Below are 21,194 nucleotides of genomic sequence, written 5' to 3'. Positions count from 1 at the left end.
CCCACCCTACAAATTATGCTGCGGTTAATTCTGTGAGTTCGGTTTCGTTGTTTGTCTCAGAAGGTGCTGCATCTTGAACCAACGATCGCATTTGGCCTTGACGTTCGACAAAGTTACTCACCATCGCTAACAACGCATCGACTTTGCGAGAGCGCCACTCATCGATAATGTTGGCAACCTCAGCAGGAGTCAAACGACGATGTAAGGCTTCTAACAGGTAAGCCGCGTGACGGGTTTCATCTTGGGCGACACTCAGAATACCTTTTTTGGTGCTAGCCGTCACCAGATCATCATCCGGTAAAACGTTCGCCATGCGTACAAAGTCCTTGCTGGCGTCAAGTTCGAGGATATAGGTACTCCCCATAAACACGATCCAGTCGATGTTTTCCGCTTTGAGTTGTTCAGCGCTATAGTCTTTAAAGTACGCATCAAAAAACGGACTGCGCTGACGTTCTTTTTTGTCTTGTTTGTCTTGTTGTTGGGCTTGTTGCTTGAAGTCGATCACTTGTTTATCGTGACGTTTGAGGGCCTGGGCAAAAATTTGACCATGACGTTTTTCGTCGTTGGCATGACGTCCCAACTGTTCAGCAAGCCAAGTGTCTCCTTCAGCGAAGGCGCGATCGCGAAGTTTCTCCAAAAACGGAACTGAACCTGACTCCGCTAGTTGAAAGCCAGCCAGTAAGTTCGGGCGAGTTTGAGTATCCCGCAGGTTACGAGCGGTAATGTAGGCACTCGCGCCACTCCCAACAATGTGAAGAACTTGAGTCAAAAGGTTCATATCAAATCAACTTAATTTGTATTAGCACAACTTATCTTTAAGTATGACAAGTTTTACGAAAATTGGTACAAGAATATACTGCAAAAATTTAGGACTTGTACTAAGATATAGGCAAAATTCTAATACTTAGATAACCATGACTCAGTTTAAATTCTTAATCACCGCTCTTTCAACGGTTTCCATCGCGGGAAGCCTCATTTTGGGTTCCACTTCTGCGGAAGCTTGTTTATACAATAAGTTAAAATCCGGCTCTAGCAGCTTCAACTCAACCGATAAAATTTCTGTCAATTGGAAGAACTTATTGACTTCTCAAGATATCGCTAAAGCAGCCGGAATTGCTGCGGCTACTGGAACTGCGGGTTTTCTCGGACTCGGTTTATTTTATTACCGTCGGCGTCAGGCTGAATTAGCAGCGATGTCTTTTGAGAGTGTTGATGAAGTCAATGATGTGGCGAAAGTGCATCCAGAAGCCCCAGGCGGCGAACTAGAGATGCAAGAGAATACCGCAACTTCAAAAGAAGAATCTGTTCAAAAAGAAGTTGTTTTTAGCAAATAACTCCAAGAATTAAATTCTCTTATTTGTCCAATATCTTTTCGTTAACTTAACGGTAGATCATCAGCTTGAATGTCCTTTTTTACTGTTAAGTTAACTTTATCCTTGATGTAAGTATTTCCCATTTTTTGAAGCTTGATTTTGCCATTAGCTATCTGTTAAGGTAAAGACCTTAACTCCTGATTAAGGGTTTGATGAGTGAATGCTACTCAGGATGAGGGGTGTAGAATTTTTCATAATCATACACCCCTTCTTCTTTTTATTGTTCTTCTGAAGCATCAATCACTTTAACCCGAATATACTTCAAGCCATTAACACCCGGTAGAGGTGCAACAGAACCCATTTCCACGTGAGATTCTACCCAGTTTTCACGGGTTAAATACCGTAAATATTGTTGATATTCATCTGATTCTTCTTCAGTGGAATAGACAATCGTTAATTTTCCCGGTTGGGTAATTCGTTCTTGAGTTTCTAAGTCAACCCCTTTATCAATCCGCTTTTTAACAATTTCATAGCGAATATCTCGAGTTCCTCTAACATCAAACACTCGTTCTGTATTCTCATCGTGAAAAATGTCAATCGTCGTATGCTGAACTAATATTAGATGCGCCAACTCTAAACTAATCTTCCCTTCTGCTTTCAATTTCAACGCCGTTCTCGCACAATCACAAACCGCTCTTAACTGTTCATAACGCAAACTTTTGAGATGAAAAAAACTAAACCGAGTATCAATTGACTTCCCGACATACAGCATATGATCCATTCCATCACTGCACTCAACATCACAGTAATGAGGAATAATCTTTTGCATCTCCTCTTGCCATTTATTCCAGCTTTTTTGCAGACTAACTGTAATTAAATTCAGCATCTCATCATAGCGCGAGCGCTCAGTATAAACACATCGATGCTTATTATCACAAGCCTCACGATAAGCATAAACTGCGGCTTCTACCTCCGCAGAACATTCACAGAAATAGTCAAAATAAATTTCTAAATGAGTCATTAAATAATCAGTCGCTCGCACTTCACCATCAACCGTTATTTTTTCTTCAATCTGAGTAATATATTCAATCAGATCTTGACGCAATTGTTCACCGAGAGCCGTCTGTTGAGCCTGACAAACCGCCTCAATCACCGCTAACCCTAAATGAAACTGGGTGAGTAAATCAGCCTGAATTGCGTGATTTCGTTCCTCCGACGAACCCCGAATATCAGAAATTCCGTAGAGAGGATTAACCTGTTCAAAAACAATGGGTTGAGGTGAAAGTCCCCAACTCCGACGTTCAGCTTCTTGTAAAAACCGCCATTCAACAGAAGGATGAAGATTGCGAATATTACTCAATCGTTGCTGAGTTGAGAAGTGAAAAGCTGTAATTAAAGCTGGAATTAGTTCTTGAGCGAGTTTAATATCATTGGGATGAAAATGATCGCTCTGATGACTTCCCAGTCCAATAATTCCTAAAATTTGTTCCTCTGGAGAAGAACTAAAATGAGATTGAATCACCAACGGAATCAGTAACAAAGAGCGAATATCTTGATTGTAGAGTAGACGTTCACATTCAGTCGGAAAATCCCGTTGCAATTCAGGAATAATCATCACTTGATTACCATGAGCCGCCTCAAATAAATAAGAGTCTTTTAAAGTTTCTAAGTTATAAACAGTCGGAGCTGCGGCGTTAGTATCTAAACTAAAAGATAGCTTGGCTTTGTTTCCTTTAAACCGGAGAAGAATACCATAATTTGCTTGAAACAGCGATCGCAAACTTTGTTCGATTTGTTCCCAACCTTGACGCTGACGAATTAAATTGCGATTAAGCAGTTGATCAATTAATAGACGCTTTTGTTCACTCAAGGTAACATCTACGCCTTCAAGAACGATCATTCCTTCAATGCGGTAGTTATCTAGTTGTAATTGTTGAGCGATCGCAGCGAGTTTACCGGGTTGTTTGAGTTGAGAAAGTTCTAGTTGTTCGCGGATTTGAGCAAACTCATCAAGATTGGGATCAATACGATTAATTTCACAACTTTGGGAGTTTAACCAAAAACGAATAAAACAGTTATTTTTTTTAGGGGAAAAATGAGGAGAAACGAGAACAGATTGATCGATAATCTGTAAAAATTCGAGATTTATATGATAATATTTAGATAAAATTTGTTGCAGGAGATGATAGCGATAAAGTTGTTCTAAGCTAATTTCAGTAACAGATTTAAATTGATTAAAAATGTTCAGTTGATGATCCTCTGAACACAGGTAAGCACTGTCAATTTCGAGTAACTGACAAAAAGAACGATTCCCATAGTGGAGCCTAAAGCTATCCGGTTCTACAACAGCCAGTAGAGTGCGACTACAATGCTGAAGATTAAATGGAAGTTGCCAGGCTTGCAGTTCGGTTTTGGGTTCGGGTTCGGGAGTAATTGGGGATAAGGAAGACAATTCAGTAGACGACTGAGTATTCAAACGCTTAGATTTTTTCGGAGTCAGAGTCGTTTTTTCTAATGGGGATTGGTAGTGTTCAGAATTAGACACAGAGACGCACATGAGCGAGTTTCCCACAGCAATAGCGGATTCAGTTAAAGGGTGGATAACATCAAGGATGTCACTCCCTAATTGTCGCGATCGTAGCACAATTTTTGACTGACCCGTTACCATCAACCACCAGATAGATGCCAGAATGCACCTTTAGAGTTATTTGTGAGTTCGCCAAAAGAAATAACTTCTAGTTGAAGTTTGTCAAAATGCAACCCAAGCGAACCAATTATGAGACAATATTTAACGAGATCGTCTTAAATTTGTCAGTCATCTCTTAAAAAGACTTGACAAGTTGGCATTTTTCTCAATTGCTACGTCTAGCTAAGTTGTAATGCAAATTTCAAACCCATCAACTTCCGCTCAAAGTGATCGCTCGTTACTCGAAAAACGGCTGTGGATCGAACATCTCGTTAGTGAAGCGGCTTCTCTGGAGTCGGAGATTGCTCAAGCAACCGATGTCATTCACGGGTTAACTCAAGCACCTAAAACCCTCTCGCCTAAGTATCTATACGATGATCGCGGTTCGGTGTTGTTTGAGCAAATCTGTGAGGTTCCGGAATATTATCCGACTCGCACAGAAACGACCATCCTCCAAAACTGTACCTCAGAAATTGCTCGTTTAACAGGGCCTTGTGAACTGGTTGAGTTGGGAAGTGGGAGTTCGACAAAAACTCGAATTCTGCTGGATGCTTACCAAAGTTTAGATCATCCTCTACGCTATTTACCGATTGATATTAGCGGGGGAATCTTAGAAAAAAGTGCTTATGAATTGTTAGAAGATTATCCTTCTCTCCAAGTTCACGGTTTGGTGAGTACCTATGAACAAGCACTCGCCCAACTCAATCCTTCTCCTTTACCGACACGGATGATTAGTTTTCTCGGGAGTACCTTGGGAAATCTTTCTCCTGTGGAGTCGGATCAATTTTTTGCTGACATTACCACCGCATTACAACCCGGAGAATATTTTCTTTTGGGGATAGATTTACAAAAACCTCCTCAGATTTTAGAAGCGGCTTATAACGATGCTCAAGGAGTGACTGCGGCGTTTAATTTGAATCTGCTGCAACATCTCAATCGCCGTTTTCAAGGGAATTTCAATTTACAGCAGTTTGAACATTGGGCATTTTACAATCAACAAGAGCATCGGATTGAAATGCACCTACGAAGTCTGCGATCGCAAACGGTTCAGTTACGCAGTCTGGACTTAACGGTTGAGTTTGCAGCCGGAGAAACCCTTCGCACTGAAATTTCTCGGAAGTTTAACTTAGACCAAATGCAGGCTTACCTGAAGTCTCAGGGGTTGACAACCTTAAAAGTTTGGACTGATTCTCATCCCTGGTTTGCGGTGTTACTGTGTCAGGTTGAAGCGAACAGTTAACGGGGTGTCAGGTCAATCAAATTGCCTAATCTTTTCCTGAGCCGGACAGGTCGCAGTCTGTTTAATCGGCCTGATTGTGTGTCGGTGCATTAAGTGATCTCATTTTTCCTTTGACCGGATTGAGAGTAGTTCATTTGATGCACCCTACTTTTAATGATATAAGATTAATAAAAGTCTATCTGTTAAATTGATTACATATTGGAGTTAACTGTGCAAATTCTGTTGCAGATTTCTCGACTGATTGACCAATTTAATGAATTTATTGGTCGGATTGTTTATTGGCTTGCCTTATTAATGATTGGTGTAGGAACTTGGAATGTTGTGGGTCGTTATATTGGGCGATCATTCGGTCAAAACCTCAGTTCTAATGCCCTGATTGAAACGCAATGGTATATTTTTGATGTGATCTTTTTGTTAGGTGCTGCTTATACTTTAAAACATAATGAACACGTTCGGGTTGATGTTATTCAAAGTCGCCTCAATACCAAATACAAAGCCTTAGTTGATTTTTGGGGAAGTGTATTATTTCTGATTCCATTTTCGGTGATGGTCATTATTTATTCTTGGGGAACCATTAGCAATTCCTGGAAAATTTTAGAGACTTCACCCGATCCCGGCGGTTTACCTCGTTATCCGATTAAAAGCTTAATTATTGTTTGTTTTGTGTTATTAATTATTCAAGGCATTTCTGAGGCGATTAAAAACTTCGCAATCTTCAAAGGGATTCTCTCACCGGAAACAGAAGATCCAAGTCGCCGATCCTTAGAATAGAGCATACAATCGAGTTGATCTAGAAATTCTATCACAAAAATTTGCCAACTTAGCCAAAAATTCCTCAAGTTTTTTAACTGAAATCAGATTAAACGTTATCGCATTCTATGAACCCGGATCTATTAAGTCTTGTGATGTTTGGGGCGGTATTAGTCTTCCTAGCCATTGGTTATCCTGTCGCCTTTTCTCTAGGAGGAGTCGCCCTCATTTTCACCTTTGTGGGGATGGCATTAGGAATATTTGACCCAATTTTGTGGTCAGCAATGCCCCAACAAATCTTCGGGACAATGAATAATTTCACCCTACTTGCCATTCCCTATTTTATCTTTTTGGGGTCAATGTTAGAAAAATCTGGCATTGCCGAAGATCTCTTAGAAACCATGGGGATTTTATTCGGACGAGTACGGGGAGGATTAGCCGTTGCGGTGATAATTGTCGGGGCCTTACTTGCTGCTACCACAGGGGTTGTTGCGGCTACAGTGATTGCGATGGGATTAATTTCTTTGCCCACAATGCTGCGATATAGCTACAACAAAAAACTCGCAACCGGAGTAATTGTCGCATCAGGAACCCTCGGACAAATTATTCCGCCCAGTGTGGTTTTAGTCGTCTTAGGCGATCAACTTGGGGTTTCAGTTGGCGACTTATTTATGGGGTCTTTAATTCCAGGTTTGCTAATGACGGGAGTGTTTTTAGTTCATGTTTTAATTGTTGCCTTTTTACGCCCAGATGTTGCCCCCGCTTTACCTCAAGAAGTCTTAGATGCACCTGGACTTGGAGGCCGAATTGTTAAAGTTTTAATTCCGCCAATTTTACTGATTACCTTGATTTTAGGAAGTATCTTTTTTGGGATTGCAACTCCCACAGAAGCAGGTGCCGTAGGTTGTGTTGGGGCGATGATTTTAGCCGCAGCCAATCGCCGACTCAGTTGGGAAAATCTCAGTCAAGTTTGTGATGCCACCTTGCGAACAACCTGCATGGTGATGTTTATTTTAATCGGTTCCAAAGCCTTTAGTTTAGTGTTTCGTGGACTGGGCGGCGAACAATTAGTCCGAGACTCCCTTTCTAATACACCAGGAGGAGAAATCGGATTTTTATTGATTACGATGTTATTGATTTTTATTCTGGGATTTTTTATCGACTTTTTTGAAATTGTTTTTATTGTCGTGCCGTTACTCGTTCCCATCGCCCAAAATTTTGGGATGGATTTAGTTTGGTTTGGAGTCGTCATCGGCGCCAATATTCAAACCTCGTTTCTCACCCCACCGTTTGGATTTGCCCTATTTTACTTGCGAGGCGTTGCACCACCCGAAGTCAAAACCGAAGACATTTATCAAGGGGCAATTCCGTTTATTATCCTGCAATTAATTGTGTTAGCACTGATTGTTTTCTTTCCCCAAATTGTCAGCTTTTTACCCTCGCTGGCAGCAAGTTAAGGGTTGATTTTCACTTGACAGGAAATCAGTAATGTCTAAGTTGTAGCTATAATAAAAGTATAAACAACAGGCAATAAACTATGACCAAAGCAAAACCCTACAAAGTGGCTGAACATCCATTGAAATGTTTAGTTTGTAGTCATGACTTATTCCAAGAAAGATCGGTAAAGTTCCAGAGAGATTTAACGACTCCACCATTTAACATCGATTGGATAGAAGATTCCTCGTTAGCTCTCTGTCTAATCTGTGAGCGGTGCGGATACATTCATTGGTTTTTACGTTAACTAACCTTGATCGACAGAATTGTTTCGCTGATGAACACAATCAACTCAGATTTCCTTAATAAAAATTGAACATACCGAATCTCTCACCCTAGAATCCTATAATAATATCAATCGTTCAGTTAACGTTTTGAGCCAGTGACCACAACACCCATTCGCCCGGATTCTCAACCCACCTCCACCCAACGCCCCGACCACCTCGGACGCTTCGGCCAGTTTGGGGGCAAATACGTTCCCGAAACTTTAATGCCCGCTTTGGCCGAACTGGAAACCGCCTTCAAACAATATCGCAACGACCCCGAATTTCAGCAACAATTACAACAACTGTTGCGGGATTATGTTGGGCGTCCGAGTCCGTTGTACTTTGCCGAACGTTTAACCCAATATTACGCCAAACCCGATGGCAGCGGAGCGCAAATTTACCTCAAACGGGAAGACCTCAACCACACCGGCGCCCATAAGATTAATAATGCCTTGGCTCAAGCGTTATTGGCTGTCAAAATGGGGAAACAGCGGATTATCGCTGAAACCGGGGCAGGTCAACACGGTGTCGCCACAGCTACAGTTTGTGCGCGGTTTGGCTTGAAATGTGTGATTTATATGGGCGTTCACGACATGGACAGACAAGCCCTGAACGTGTTTAGAATGCGGTTGTTGGGCGCGGAAGTTAAACCCGTCGAGGCGGGGACTGGCACCCTCAAAGATGCCACCTCAGAGGCGATTAGAGACTGGGTAACGAACGTAGAAACAACACACTACATCCTGGGTTCCGTTGCCGGGCCTCATCCCTATCCAATGATGGTGCGAGACTTTCATGGAGTGATAGGCGTTGAAACCCGCATCCAATGTCTGGAAAAATGGGACGGTTTACCCGATATTTTAATGGCTTGTGTGGGCGGGGGTTCAAACGCGATGGGACTGTTTCACGAGTTTGTCAACGAACCCTCAGTGCGGTTAATTGGCGTTGAAGCCGCAGGTTCAGGGATTGAAACCGGAAAACACGCTGCTACCTTGACAAAAGGACAAGTTGGGGTGTTGCATGGGGCGATGAGTTATCTGTTGCAGGATGATGACGGACAAGTGATCGAACCCCATTCTATTAGTGCGGGTTTGGACTATCCGGGAGTTGGGCCAGAACATAGCTTTTTAAAAGACAGCCAACGGGCAGAATATTATAGTGTCACCGACCAACAAGCCTTAGATGCGTTTCAACGGTTATCCCAGTTAGAAGGGATCATTCCAGCGCTAGAAACCGCCCATGCGATCGCTTATTTGGAAACCCTTTGTCCGCAGTTAGAAGGCAGTCCCCGGATTATTTTAAACTGTTCAGGACGGGGTGATAAAGATGTTCAAACGGTTGCGAAGTTCCTCAATTCTAAAGATTAAACCCAAAGCCAAAGATTAAAACCCCAATCACCTCCTCCTAAAAGGAGGGCCGTGCGCGTTCTAACCCTAAAACTTGATTTGTGGGGAGGTAGGGAGTTGGGGGGAATTTTGACATCTATTTTTTGAATCGGTTAATGATTGCAACAGTTTAGTTTTTATGCAAAAACTTGATAAACCGCTAGACTTTTTTCTTTACCCTTCAGCTTTACTTTCCCAATAAGTTGTGTAGAAAATTGATGATAAACATATTGATAAGTTTCTTCAGAAATAAGGATGCGACAGATTCCATCTTGCATCGACTTCTCATAACTTTCTAACCGGGCGGCGAGGTTTACAGTATCTCCAATTGTTGTATAATTTTGTCGGCGCAGACCTCCCAAACTCCCTGCTACAACTAAACCTGTTGCAATACCGACTCGCATCGCAACTGTGGGCAGTCCTTTTTGATGCCAATGTTGATTTAGGGTTGCTAGCTGTGTACCCATCTCTAAAGCACAACGAACCGCCGCAGTTGCATCTTGACTAATATCTTCTGATGTGGTTCTCGGAATGGGAATTCCAAAGACTGCCATCACTGCATCACCGATAAATTTATCGACAACGCCATCATGATCAAGTACAATTTGTGAGTCAAGAGGTTCAGGAGGATGCCAGCGAAAAAACAGATCCAGCGCCATCCATTCTAATCCCTGCAATTGTCCTAAGCTGCGGAGGAGTAAAACCAGTCCAACGACTGTCGAAAAGATGACAGCAATATTTCGTCCTTTCCAAAGCGACTGTTTTAGTTTTTTCCGAGTAATGTTAAATTTCAACTGCCTACTGTGGATGTAAAATCCCCATTTAATTGTTCGCCTTGAGTGTGCCACATTCAATCAAGGGTTGAGTCGCAATTAAATCAAGGATAGGTTCAGACTGCAACAGTTGTGTCCAAGTTGCTAGGCTTTGGTTATTTGGGTTAGAGCATTGGAGTGTTGCTAAAGTCGCCACCGCATCATGCCAAATCCCATATTCAGCATACAATTCAGCCCGTTTTAACGGTTCGGCTTGGTCAAGTTGGCTTTTTTGGGTGGGGGAAAGTTCTGTCAGTTTAATAGTTCCCACATCAACAATATCTCGATCTCGACTGTCTGCGTCGCAAATAATCGCAAACATCCACTCATAATCTTTACCCACGTCTAACGGGGTTTGAGAGTCAGGGAGTTCAACTTTGATAATACCGCCAGTTTTCGGTAAGGTATAACGGGCGCGGTATTCATAGTCTCCGTTGGGATCTCTGAGCAAAAATTCTGCTTCTGTAGCTGAGGTGGACGGTACATACACAAAAAATTGAGGACGAGCTGCGATCGTTAGCCCCGACTTATCCCCAGGAAGTAACAAAGTTAAGGGGAGGTTTGGGTTGTTCTTGATCGAGAAAACAGGTGGTTCGAGTTCCTCCTCCAACGGTTGCTTTTGGTTTTCCCTGTCCGGCGGGGGGTCGGTATCGAATCGCTATTTTTTGACTCTCTCGACGGGATGTCGCAGAAGAGGGCTGCGCTTCTACTTTAACAGACAAGTTGCTCAGAAGAAAAACCGCACAGCTAACAGCGAAGATTCCTGTAAAACCGTGTAGAAGGTGTTGACTTGACATCTGAAAATTGCTCCTATTAGATGCAACAAAACATAAGATTGAATGAATTAAGAGCAAATACACCCTAAGTTTGATCAAAACCAGTTACCCACTAAAATAAAGGGCGCCCAGTAAAAGGGCTTTCGATATCCACGTTCTAGAAGGTCAAGTTGAGCCAGACGCAAAGCTTCTGCTTTACTAATATTAGGCTGGGTCAGCTTTTGATAAAACGTTTCCATCAATTGAGCAGTTGATTGATCGTTGACTGACCAGAGAGTAGCTAAGGTACTGCGAGCGCCAGAACGGACTGCGACTCCTGCCAATCCTAGTGTAGCTCGATTATCACCTGATGCAGTCTGACAAGCACTTAGAACTAAGAGTTCAATGGGGTTAATTCCGTTTTCTTCTCGAGTTTTCAGTAAACTTTCAAAATCATTAATCTTAATTTTATCGTTGGCTGTGAGAATAAAGGTATCTTCTCGGTTTGAACTAAACTGACCGTGAGTGGCGAGGTGAATAATGGGTGCATTAAGCCGATTGATTTGGTTTTGTAGGTTCGGTGTTGTAAACTCATCGTTGAGTAGCACTTTTGAGGAGGGAAACTGCTGAGAGATCTTTTCTATTTCCTCTTGAACAGCAGGGAGAGGGGGAAAGTTTTGACTGGCTTCACTGAGTCCACCGATGAGCAGTTTTAAGGCTTTGGAATTGAAGGCGTTAGGGTTACGCAATTTTAATCCTGGTAAGGCGATCGCAATGTTATAGTTTTCGATCAAATACTGTTTACCATCCTGTAAAAATGCCATTGGAATATTTCGCAAAACTCCATCGAGAACAAAAACTAATGTTGTGATGTTACTGTTTTTAAGTTCGGTTCCAATAGGACGAATTAACCAGTTATAGAGGTTTTGAGTCTGAGGTAAAATGTCTTTTTCGTTGAATAATAGTCCTAACTTTCTACGGATTTCGAGATTAATCTGTCTAACTTCATCGGCAGAAACAGGGGTTGAGTAATGACGCAAGGGTTGTCCGGGTAGGGCAATAATAACTTCTAAACGATTTGATAAAATGATTGGATAAAATACCGCAGCAGTCGGATCGGCTTCGTCTATTTGAGTCGCTTCTTCATCGATACAAGCAATTTTAAAAAAGTTGTTCAGTTCCTCAATTTGTAAGGATTCAATTAAATTAATCGATTCTCTCAAATCAGATTGGGTTTCATCCGCACGTTGTAAGCGCAAGTCAATTAAGTCTCGATAAACGGGTTCAACATTTTCTTGAAAGTTAAACCGACTGTCTAAGTCAGTCGCCACAATATCCTGGCGAAGACCTTTGAGTAAATCAACCGCTTGGGTATAATTAGAAATCGCTAGTTCTGTTTTTTCGGTGGCTTTGCGAATGCGTCCGAGTTGCCAGAGAAATTGATAGGCAATATCGGGTTGATTTTGATAGCTATCTAGGGTATTTAGGGCTTGAATTGTTGAGTTTTCTGCGGCGTCGAAATCTTGCTTGAATTCATAGAGTTTTCCCTGTAAACCCCAACTATAAGCCAACCCTCGTTTAGAGTTTATTTGTTGAGATTCTTCGGTAACGCGGGTTAAAATTCCTTGGATGTCGGCTTTTATTTGTTGAAATTGTATAACTTTTTGTTCATTTTCTCCAGGTTTGTAAGCTAATAAATCTAGAAGAATTTAAATTAAACGAATTTGAGTATTAATTCCCGACTGACTCAGAGGAACATCAGTAACTTCTGCGGTTATTTCTGAGATTAAAGACTGTAGATTAGTCCATTGTTGGGTCTGAACTAATAAGTTGACTGTTTCGATTTTAGCTTGAGTTTGTAGTAGGGGTTGAGTCGCACTCTCTATCGCTTGGGTATAAGATTTTAATGCTACATTAAAATCTTGTGCAGCCCTTTCTTGATTGAAAAAATTACTGTTTCCTTGGGCTTGGTTGGTTTTCCCTAAACTTAGATAAACTGCGCCGATTTGTTCAGTCTTCTGCAATACTTTTGCCTGTTCTAATGCAGTTAATAACACTTGAGATGAAGCTGGAAAATCACCCAACACTCTAAACACTTCACCCAGTTGTCTGAACGCTAAAATATTCTGAATATTAACAGGTTTTGCTTCAATTTTTTTCTGAGACTCTGAAGACCATTCACAGGTTGTATTACTGAGTTCTAAAGCATTCATTAAGGCTTGACAAGCTTTTGGATAAAACCCTAACTCTTGCATGGCTTGTGCTTGGTTAATTTGGCTATTAGTTCGGCTATGATGATCACCAATTTTAGTATAATATTCAGTGGCTTCTGTCCAAGTTGAAAGGGCTTTTTCTGGTTGTCCAGTTTCCAGGTAAAAATTACCCTGTATGCTCAAAATTTGAGCCAAAAGACGAAGTTGAGTAGGTGATGAAAATTCGGGATCAACTCCTAAGCGGTTTAGACTTTGAACAATAGCTTCTTCGGCTTGTTTCCATTGTCCTAATTTTTGATAACTCAAAGACAGATTACTCAACGCCATTGCTTGATTTAAAGGCTGATTCTGGGCTGTGAATTCAGCAACAGCTTTTTGCCACATTTCAACCGCTTTCTGATAATCTCCAGCTAAATAAAACGCTCTGGCTTGTTCAACAAAATTGGGTTTAGTTTGTTGAATTTGTTGCTGCTGAACTTCCATTGCGCTTGAATGTCTAATTTCAGCGAGTTCTGGAAATATCACCATTGAGAGGAAAAACAACAGCCCAAAAACTAGAATTCGCCATCGAGTTTTTCTCATTTTTCACGTTCCCCTAAAAGGGAATAATCACAGGTTTTAGACTGTTAATTTGAACGTTGAACCTGAGTGCCAGTCGGATCATAACCGACTAAAATAACATCGCCATTTTCAGTCCGTATCCATCCCCGTGCAGGAACAATATCTAAACTTGAAATCGGTTGTTCTGCTGTTTTTCTTGAAGATTGTTGGCGTTGAATTGGATTAATAGATGTCTGTTCCGTTTCAGGAATTTGCTCGCTTAATCCCACACTCACCGCCGGATTAATTGTTTCTTGAGTCGGGTTAGGGGGTAAACCGCCTCGTCCAGTGATAATAAACTGACTCTCTTGATTTGGACGACAGGGATTTTGAGCTATTATTGCTTCTGGATCTATGACATCTTGAGTAAATTCAACAGCAAATCCCGACGAATCAAACTCACTATTAAAATCAATCGTTCCACTAAACTGAGTTCCCAGTTGAGAGGACGCTGTAATATCACTGGCTGCGGTGGGTTGAGTACGAATTCGAGTTCCTAAAACGGCATCGGCATTAATCGAAATCTTCCGATCTCAAACGCTTGTTCTGCATTCGCCGTAATATCACTATTTTCTATCGCAATTAAACGGTCTGTATCAATCGTAATACTTCCCCCCGTTGCTTCTCCGGTTGCGTTTGTGGTAATGCGACTGTTGCGGCGCAGTAGAATTTCTTCAGAATTGAGGGTAATATTTCCCGAATCTCCTGCGGAAGTTTCCGCGCTGAGGGTGGCTTGGTTATCGAGGAGAATCACCGGAGAACGAATTTCTAAGTTTCCTGCGGCGCCTTTCCCATCGCTATTGACGGTGATTTGAGCTTGATCTCGAACGGTTAACTGTTCAGTGGTGATTTGAACCGTTCCTCCTGCACCACTCCCAGAGGTGGAAGCCGAAATTTGCCCTTGATTTTCGACGGTTAACGCTCCAGTTTTTAGGGTTAAATTTCCCGCCGAACCCGTTGAGTTGGTGCTGGTAGAGGTTAAGATACCGCTAGCTGCTAAATTATTGGGAGAGCGGAGAATCACTTGGGCGGCGTTTAGGGTTAAATTTCCTGCATTCCCAGACCCATCGGCATCTGTCGCAATTCCCGCCCCATCTTCGAGTATCACCCGACCGGTGGGTGCATTGACTGTTAGTTCTCCTCCATCGCCCGAAGCACTACTTCCGGAGAGCAAGCCTGCAAAACCCCGCAATTCTAAAGATTCGCTAACGTTAACGGTTAAATCTCCCGCATTTCCCTGGCTGGTGGTGGTGTTGCTCGAAGAGATAGAAACACCATCCTCAACGATAAATTGTCGGGTATTAATTTGTAAATTTCCTCCTTGTCCGATTGCGGTTGTTCCGGTGGTAATCCCCGTTGTAACCAACTGATCGCTGGGTATGTTATCGACGGGAGTGAGAGGGCTAAATACTGTTCTCAGTTGAAAGGGTACTGAACGATTGGTTTGATTGCCGATCACTTCTATAAAATTCGTTGCGTTGATGGTTAAATTCCCTCCATTCCCTCTACTGGTGGGTAGGGTTGATGTTGTAATTCCGGTAATATTTTGACTCTGATTGCGAATCGTTAATGTGTTGGTTGTAATCGTAACATTTCCGCCGTTACCTGTACCGAGTGTACTGCTTGCTAATCCAGTTAAAGGAAACTCTGAGAAAATAATATTAAGGATCTGGTTATTTAGTTCTGAAATACTGCTTAATTTTCCTTGATTTGAGATGGCGACGGTATCAACTGCATCCAAGTTCAGATTTCCTCCTTGTCCTGAAGCGATTGTCAAGTTTAATACTACGCCAAAATCTCTGACAGAAATTGATTGCCCTGAGAGTTCGATATCGCCTCCGATGCCGTCTCCTGCGGTTACACTGATGAGAAATCCATCATTAATTAAAACATCACTTTGACTATTGAGAATAATATTTCCCCCTGAAACTCCCAAAGATTCAATCGTTGAACCGGGGTTGAGAGTAATATTGCCTTGAGCAAGTAAAGTCACATCGCCACCATTGCCCAAAAAGTTAAAAGCAGGCAGAAGTTGAGGTACAAGTTCTAGATTAATATCATCAAGGTTAGATAGATCGTCAATTCCCGGAGGAAGGGCGGATAAATCAATTGAAAAAGGTGCGGAGGTATTGACTGTATTTGTTAGTGAAATTGCACCCCGAGCGTCAACAATTAATGAACCGCCATTGGCATTATTAGAATCGTTACTTTGGTTCAAAAGTAGGGCGGGGCTGGTCGTAATCGTACCCACATTAACTTCGCCGGAAACGGAGGAATTGGGTTGATATTGATTGCTCAGAAAAATGAGTCCGTTGGGTTGATTTAAGGTAATGCTTCCAATATTAATATTTGCTCCCGTTGAGGGATTTTGACTCGGAATTAAATTTCCCGGATGAGTCACTGTTGTTCCCGCGCGAATATCGACGGTGGGTTGAGCGCTACCATTAATCGTAACCGGGGTTATTCCATTTGACAGAATAACGGTTTCTGGGATGGATTCTGAACTTGCGGTTCTGGTAATATTAATTTGATTGATGTTAACGTTTCCTCCGGCTAAAATACGCAGTGAACTTCCGTTATAACGGTCAAAATTGACATCGCCTCCCGAGTTTATTTTTGTCCCGTTTGGACTGGATAAACGTCCGAGATTTCCATCCAATTCTTCAATCTGAAAGTTTCCCCCACTCCAGAATTGAGTATTGCCTCGCACGGCTGCGGGAGAACGCAACAGCATATTTCCCCCAGAAAAAAAGCCACTGTTGGGATGATTTTGGGCAGAGATTTCAACTGAATTTCCTTGTAAGACTAATTGCCCTCCGGCTTCGGCAATAAAAGGATTGTCTACACTATCACTAACCTGCACTGTTTCTTGAGCTTCTAGAGTTAAATTTCGACCTGCTTGGAGTTGACCTTGTAAGTCTAGATTCCCTCCAATTAAAGTTAAATCCTCCCCCGTTAACAAGTTTCCCTGATTGGTAATGGTTGGATTGGGTTGTTCGGGGCGAAGGTTCAATCCAATGGGAATATTAATGGTTAATAATGGTGGTGCTTGGGGATTACTTGCAGAAAATTCAAAGCCATTTTCAAATAAGATTCCATCGGCTGTTGTAGCAAAAAATGAACCTCCAACATCTAACCGTGCGTTTGGCCCGAAGACAATCCCGTTGGGATTGATTCAAAATAAATTTGCATTTCCTAAAACACCTAATACCCCCAAAATATTGGAGGGATTTTCACCTGTTACCCGACTAAGAATATTTTGTATTCCTTCGGGATTGGAAAAATAAGCACCTCGCCCTTCATCAATATTGAATTCTTGAAAGCTATGAAATAGATTGTTTCCTCGAACTGCACCCCCGTCAATGCGTTCGCTTCGTATCCCTCGAATGGTTTGGTTCGGAACAACTGTAGAATTCTCAGTTCCTAGAGTATTATCGGGTAAAATCTGGGCGTTAACTTGCGCGACTTGAACAGTATAAACAACACCGATGAAAACTGCTCTAGTCGTCCTGGATAATGAGGAAAAGTACATGAGAGCAAAACTTTACAATGATTGTGAGGGGTTGATCATACGGATGCTCCCTGGAGAAAAAAAATTAATATCAGTAGAAGTCTAACTTGTCTTCAGGCTTAGTATAGCCTATATTGCCGACTTTTTTGAGATATTGGTTGCGACATCACCGAATACTACTGCGATTCACTGACGAAGGGTAACGTTCGCAAGCCCCGCTTTGTACTGAAAGATCAGCATCGGGACGGGGCATATAAAGACTTGGAGTTTTCCCGATTAATTCGGCTCATTTACATCGTTTGCAACAATTCCCGTGATTCTTGCTTTACTAAACCATCAACGGCTGCATTTTGAAGTTGAATAAAAGCTTCAAAATCTTCTTGACTATATTTAGTCGTTTGTAGCAGTTTCCTTAACTGTTTTTCAGTCTCTAAAGTTAGATATCCTGTATCGAGCGTTTTTTCGACAAGCTCGTGTATAACACCCATTTTGTATCCGATCTCCTGTATGAAAAAGCTTATACCTTGCTCAAGTTTACTTATTAGTATAACTGAATTGTAACAAAGCTTTATCACAAACCATATAACCATTGTTTAGAATATTGGCAACTATACAGAAACTTTACAATATGAACTTAATCTATTAAAAATAAAATTTGTTTTGAAAGCAAGATCAAAAATAAATTAAGGCTTTTGCCAAATTTTTACCTGACCATCCCAGCCCCCACTGACGATTGTTTGTCCATCAGGGCTAATATCAACAGTATTTACATAGCTAGAATGACCTGTTAAATTTCCTTTTAATTCTCCTGTTTGCAGATCCCAAAGTTTAACCGTTCTATCCCAACTTCCACTCACTAAAGTGCGATTATCTGCACTAATTACCACTGACCAAACACCATCCGTATGACCACTCATTCGACGAATAGGTTGAGCGGTTTGCAGATCCCAAAGTGCAATTGTACTATCTGCACTTCCACTGGCTAATACTTTACCATCTGGACTAATTGCTAAAGATAAAATCGGGAGAGTATGACCTGTTAACGTATGAATCAATTCTCCAGTTTCTAGATTCCAAATTTTAATCGTATTATCTTTACTACCACTGGCTAATATTGTACCATCTGGACTGATTGCAATCGCACTGACCATTTGAGAATGTCCGATCAGGGTATTTAATAATTCTCCGGTTTGGGTATCCCAAATCATAATCATATTATCCCAACTTCCACTGGCAAGTTTGCGACCATCGGGACTAAATTCGACGGATAAAACAGCGTTTGAATGTTCTTTTAAAGTGTGTAATAATGGTAATGTATCGGTATTAATTGCTGTTGTTAAATCCCAAAGTTTAATACTACCATCATCACTCGCTGTTGCTAAAATCTGACCGTTTGGACTCACCGCGATCGCATTAATTGAACTGTCATGACCTTTCCACGTTTTTCGGAGTCCACCTGTGGCTAAATTCCAAACGGAAATACTGCCATTACTATTGCCAGTAATCGCATAAGGAGGTACAATTTCTATTGATAGAATCTCTCCTGAACTTTCCTCTAAACTGGTTGCTAAAGCATAAGTTTGATTGCCAGTTACAATGCTACGATTGGCTGGAGTAGCTGGAGGTAAATTGGATGTCATTTGAGGGGGAGAAGAAGACGATTGAGCCGCTAAACGTTCCGGAACGATGGGTAAAGTTGTGGCTTGTCTCCAGGCTAAAAACTGATTAATTTCGATTCCGGCGGAAACAATTTGATCTGGATTAACGCCGAGTTGAACAATACCATTAATTCCGATTACATCTCCGACTTCATTTAAGACGGGGCCGCCACTCATGCCACTTCTAACTAAATTGTTGTAAACTAAAGTGTATCCTTGGCGGGGTTTTTGCCGATATTCTACCGTTCCTTTTGTACTCAAAAATAATCGATGTCCCAAGGTACTGGCTGAACGAGGCCATCCGGCAACATAGACCACACTTCCTTCATCAACACTGTCTGAATTTGTTAATTTAGCGAGGGGATAACGTGATCGAGTTTTAAACGGAACAACGGCGAGATCCAGTCCGGGAATTTGACGAATTAAGCTATAATAAACTGAATGACGTTGACCATCTGGTGTGACGATTTCATAATCCCCAACTTGACTAACCACGTGCCAATTGGTGAGGATATAGTAGGTATTTTCTTGCTTTTCAATAATCACTCCTGATCCGCCTTTTGGCCCCTCAATTCGCACAGTAATATCACTGGCAATTTTGTTAATATCTGTGGGGGTTAATGCAAGCTGTTGGGGAAGATGGGGGAGGTCAGAAAATCGATGATCAGCTTCTTGACTCCAGACGGGAAAACTGAGAACAAGGGTAAAAGTGAGTCCCGTCAAACTCAGGCTTTGAGAGACTATTTGAAACAGGTTTGGGCTTCTCATTTTGAAATCCAATTTTGAAATTCAAAGGTTCAAAAAAATTGCTGTTTTCAGGGAAGCGAACAAATGAAATCTAGGGATTTCTGATCACGGATGAACGTTTCCCTTTGGCATAATCGCCCCCTGAAGTTCTGTTTTACTCAAGTCTACAGAGTTGAGAGTTGCACCTTCTAAGTTCGCATTTTGTAGATTTGCTCCTCTCAGGTTAGCATAACTCAAGTCTACTTTTTCTAAGTTGGCTTGTCTCAAGTCCGCGCCTCGAAAATTTGCCCCTCTAGCATCGGCTTGATAAAGATTGGCTTTACTGAGGTTACTAAATCGAAAATCCGCCCGTATTAAATTAGCTTCGATGAGATTAGCATGAAATAAATAAGCCCCGTTTAAATGAGCATCCATCAAATTTGTTTTGTACAAGTTAGCTCGATAAAGGTAAGCAGCAATTAACTCCGCTTGATGGAGGTTTGCATGATTCAAATTAGCATGACAAACGGTGGCTTGATGTAAACAGGCTTGTCTTAAGTTAGCCCGTTTCAATTGAGCATTACTCAAATCGACTTGTTTGAGGTTGGTATGGCTGAGATTGGTACTAATGAGATTTCCTTGACTCAAATCTGCTTGTTGTAAATCACTGTAGCTTAAGTTTGAACTCATTAAGTTTGCTTCACTGAGATTAACACCAATTAAATTGGCATAGCTGAGATTGGTTCCAGTAAGATTTGCATGGTGAAGATTTGCATTTTGCAGTTGGGCTTGATACAAGTTGGCATGACTGAGATTAGCTTGAGATAAACAAGCATCAATCAGTTGAATTTGAGAGAGATTAGCACCTTTGAGATGAGCGAATTTAAAGTTAATTCCTTTGAGGTTAACCCCTCTGAGGTTGGCTTCGTCTAACTCCGGTTCGATTTCGGGGTGAGTGGTTCTCCAAGCAGTCCAAAGATTTTCACCTCGTTTTAATAGGGCAAGATGTTCGATATTAACCATACATAGCTATTACAATTGACAATCAAAAAAGGAAAATTGTTTCTCAGAGTTGAGAATACTTATTCATTTTTATTAGCGTTATCACGAGAACGACCCGAAACATTTTCTAAGGCGGTTAAAGCGGCTTGAGAACCCGCGAAAATATCTTGTTCTTCTCCTCCGAGATAAAGCCGTCCAAAACTCCCAACGGCTTGAACTTGAAGGATATTAATTAAAGCTGCTTTTTCGGCTTCATTGGCAGCTAAAGCGGCATAGGCTGCGGGTTCAACTTCGAGAACATAAAGGGTTTGACTCGAAAGCAAAAGTTGTCCACGACGATTTCGGTTAATCAGTTGGGCTTGATGGGGATCAATATTACGAATAATTTGACTGGAGATCACTCGAGGTTTGAGACGATCCCGTTCTTCTACCCCTAAAGCCTCTAAAATTGCTCGTCCTGCGGTGACAGTATCGCCTTGACGACTGGAGTGAATTTCTAATAGTCCATAGAGACGTTCAACAAATAGAACACCTGGACGAACGGAGGTTGATTTGAGTGCAACATCGGTAATGCGATTAATTTCAATTCCCGGTGAAATTTCAATCCATAAAGAAGCGTCCCCAGGTAGGGGCAAAAATCCTAGCGCCACTGTTCCGATATAGGCGGCGTGTTGAGATTGTAAATTGTCTAGATAGACATAACTGCGTAATTCTACACCCAAGACTGAACTCTCCGTTTAGGGGGCTGTTAATGATCAAATCACTATAAACTCATTATGCCAGACT

Annotated in this window: 17 protein-coding genes and 1 pseudogene; 5 read left to right on the top strand and 13 right to left on the bottom strand. The window is 41.7% G+C overall.

All coding sequences use genetic code 11. The features are described from left to right. Window positions 1–13 precede the first annotated feature (13 nt). Entirely contained in the window at window positions 14–778 is a 765-nt protein-coding gene (locus M595_RS00395; protein ID WP_023063930.1) for a hypothetical protein, read from the bottom strand. Window positions 779–914: 136 nt separating this feature from the next. Between M595_RS00395 and M595_RS00390 the strand changes: the two genes are divergently transcribed. Next, window positions 915–1,334 carry a hypothetical protein gene (locus tag M595_RS00390; RefSeq protein WP_040483357.1) on the top strand — a complete coding sequence of 140 codons (420 nt, stop codon included), beginning with the start codon at window positions 915–917 and terminating at the stop codon, window positions 1,332–1,334. Window positions 1,335–1,590: 256 nt separating this feature from the next. On the opposite strand, the gene M595_RS00385 is transcribed toward M595_RS00390, so the two are convergent. Further along, complete coding sequence (locus M595_RS00385) at window positions 1,591–3,870, bottom strand: GAF domain-containing protein (RefSeq protein ID WP_023063946.1); 2,280 nt, start codon at window positions 3,868–3,870, stop codon at window positions 1,591–1,593. 322 nt (window positions 3,871–4,192) lie between these two features. Between M595_RS00385 and egtD the strand changes: the two genes are divergently transcribed. From egtD to trpB, 4 genes are all read left to right on the top strand, one after another. After that, a complete protein-coding gene (gene egtD, locus M595_RS00380; RefSeq protein ID WP_023064046.1) occupies window positions 4,193–5,239 on the top strand; it encodes an L-histidine N(alpha)-methyltransferase in 1,047 nt (348 codons plus the stop codon). A 210-nt stretch (window positions 5,240–5,449) separates the two neighbouring features. Continuing rightward, window positions 5,450–6,010, top strand: a complete 561-nt coding sequence (locus M595_RS00375; RefSeq protein WP_023064016.1) for a TRAP transporter small permease subunit — start codon at window positions 5,450–5,452, stop codon at window positions 6,008–6,010. Window positions 6,011–6,117: 107 nt separating this feature from the next. Beyond that, window positions 6,118–7,446: a TRAP transporter large permease gene (locus M595_RS00370; RefSeq protein ID WP_040483356.1), complete on the top strand. Its 1,329-nt coding sequence runs from the start codon at window positions 6,118–6,120 to the stop codon at window positions 7,444–7,446. Window positions 7,447–7,865: 419 nt separating this feature from the next. Then, window positions 7,866–9,113: a tryptophan synthase subunit beta gene (gene trpB, locus M595_RS00365; RefSeq protein WP_023063861.1), complete on the top strand. Its 1,248-nt coding sequence runs from the start codon at window positions 7,866–7,868 to the stop codon at window positions 9,111–9,113. Between the two features lie 155 nt (window positions 9,114–9,268). On the opposite strand, the gene M595_RS00360 is transcribed toward trpB, so the two are convergent. From M595_RS00360 to ccmP, 11 genes and pseudogenes are all read right to left on the bottom strand, one after another. Further along, window positions 9,269–9,925, bottom strand: coding sequence for an adenylate/guanylate cyclase domain-containing protein (locus tag M595_RS00360; protein WP_023063969.1), 657 nt, complete (start codon window positions 9,923–9,925; stop codon window positions 9,269–9,271). Window positions 9,926–9,953: 28 nt separating this feature from the next. Next, window positions 9,954–10,490, bottom strand: a complete 537-nt coding sequence (locus tag M595_RS00355; protein ID WP_052001672.1) for a DUF928 domain-containing protein — start codon at window positions 10,488–10,490, stop codon at window positions 9,954–9,956. Beyond that, complete coding sequence (locus M595_RS30390) at window positions 10,471–10,740, bottom strand: hypothetical protein (RefSeq protein WP_052001671.1); 270 nt, start codon at window positions 10,738–10,740, stop codon at window positions 10,471–10,473. Before M595_RS30390 ends, M595_RS00355 begins: the two co-directional genes overlap by 20 nt. A gap of 74 nt (window positions 10,741–10,814) precedes the next feature. Next, on the bottom strand, window positions 10,815–12,269 hold the full coding sequence (locus M595_RS29965) for a CHAT domain-containing protein (protein WP_023063859.1): 1,455 nt from the start codon (window positions 12,267–12,269) through the stop codon (window positions 10,815–10,817). A 138-nt stretch (window positions 12,270–12,407) separates the two neighbouring features. Continuing rightward, a complete protein-coding gene (locus tag M595_RS29960; protein ID WP_023064004.1) occupies window positions 12,408–13,493 on the bottom strand; it encodes a tetratricopeptide repeat protein in 1,086 nt (361 codons plus the stop codon). A gap of 44 nt (window positions 13,494–13,537) precedes the next feature. After that, window positions 13,538–13,747 carry a hypothetical protein gene (locus tag M595_RS00335; protein WP_023063883.1) on the bottom strand — a complete coding sequence of 70 codons (210 nt, stop codon included), beginning with the start codon at window positions 13,745–13,747 and terminating at the stop codon, window positions 13,538–13,540. 260 nt (window positions 13,748–14,007) lie between these two features. Beyond that, window positions 14,008–17,043: pseudogene (locus M595_RS00330) on the bottom strand (two-partner secretion domain-containing protein). 269 nt (window positions 17,044–17,312) lie between these two features. Next, the gene (locus tag M595_RS00320) at window positions 17,313–17,510 is read right to left on the bottom strand and encodes a hypothetical protein (protein ID WP_023064019.1); all 198 of its coding nucleotides are present in this window, start codon (window positions 17,508–17,510) and stop codon (window positions 17,313–17,315) included. A 195-nt stretch (window positions 17,511–17,705) separates the two neighbouring features. Continuing rightward, complete coding sequence (locus tag M595_RS00315; RefSeq protein WP_040483354.1) at window positions 17,706–19,448, bottom strand: WD40 domain-containing protein; 1,743 nt, start codon at window positions 19,446–19,448, stop codon at window positions 17,706–17,708. A gap of 84 nt (window positions 19,449–19,532) precedes the next feature. Next, window positions 19,533–20,429 (bottom strand): pentapeptide repeat-containing protein, encoded by an 897-nt coding sequence (locus M595_RS00310; protein ID WP_023064006.1) that lies wholly within the window; start codon window positions 20,427–20,429, stop codon window positions 19,533–19,535. Window positions 20,430–20,488: 59 nt separating this feature from the next. Then, window positions 20,489–21,130 carry a beta-carboxysome protein CcmP gene (gene ccmP, locus M595_RS00305; RefSeq protein WP_023063987.1) on the bottom strand — a complete coding sequence of 214 codons (642 nt, stop codon included), beginning with the start codon at window positions 21,128–21,130 and terminating at the stop codon, window positions 20,489–20,491. Window positions 21,131–21,194 lie beyond the last annotated feature (64 nt).

The sequence above is a fragment of the Lyngbya aestuarii BL J genome, assembly GCF_000478195.2.
Lineage (GTDB): Bacteria > Cyanobacteriota > Cyanobacteriia > Cyanobacteriales > Microcoleaceae > Capilliphycus > Capilliphycus aestuarii.
The sequence above is the reverse complement of the archived record's forward strand: the minus strand, read 5'-3'. Positions and strand labels throughout refer to the sequence as shown.